This window comes from Vibrio sp. 970 (assembly GCF_033339075.1).
The window spans coordinates 1-676 of sequence record NZ_JAWOTW010000362.1 but is presented as its reverse complement, the minus strand read 5'-3'; the positions used below and the strand labels follow the sequence as shown (position 1 = coordinate 676).

Annotated in this window: 1 pseudogene; it reads right to left on the bottom strand. The window is 48.5% G+C overall.

Annotation, left to right across the window (positions count from 1 at the left end):
* Positions 1-119 precede the first annotated feature (119 nt).
* Positions 120-676 (bottom strand): annotated as a pseudogene (locus tag R7Q11_RS26690) (beta-ketoacyl-ACP synthase I); the annotation flags it as partial.

Genomic DNA, 676 nt, shown 5'->3' with positions numbered 1-676 from the left:
CCTTGGGATAGAGTCTGCGTCTGTTCGATCAGTTTGACTGATCAAGCTCTGGAAACTGGTTTATTGGCGTTCAAATCACAATAAACAACACCAACAAATTCAGTTAGCTTTGGTGTTGATTACGCTTGGTATTTTTTGATAACCAATGTTGCGTTGGTACCACCGAAGCCAAAGCTGTTTGACATGACTGTCGTTAGCTCTGCGTCGCGAGCTTCTGTCACGATATCCAGACCTTTTGCCGCTTCATCCAAGTTTTCAATATTGATGCTTGGCGCGATGAAGTTGTTGTCTAGCATTAGAGTCGAGTAAATCGCTTCGTGAACACCAGCCGCACCTAGAGCGTGACCTGTCATCGCTTTTGTTGCAGAGATTGCTGGGCTGTTGTCGCCAAATAGCTCTTGGATTGCGCCTAGCTCTTTCACGTCGCCAACTGGAGTAGACGTACCGTGAGTGTTAACGTAATCAATGCTGTCAACGTCTTGCATTGCCATCTTCATACAACGCACTGCGCCTTCACCTGAAGGTGCTACCATGTCGTAGCCATCAGAAGTCGCACCGTAGCCTACGATTTCGCCGTAGATTTTCGCGCCACGTGCTAGAGCGTGCTCAAGTTCTTCGATAACCAGCATGCCGCCGCCGCCAGAGATAACAAAACCGTCACGGTCTGCATCGTAAG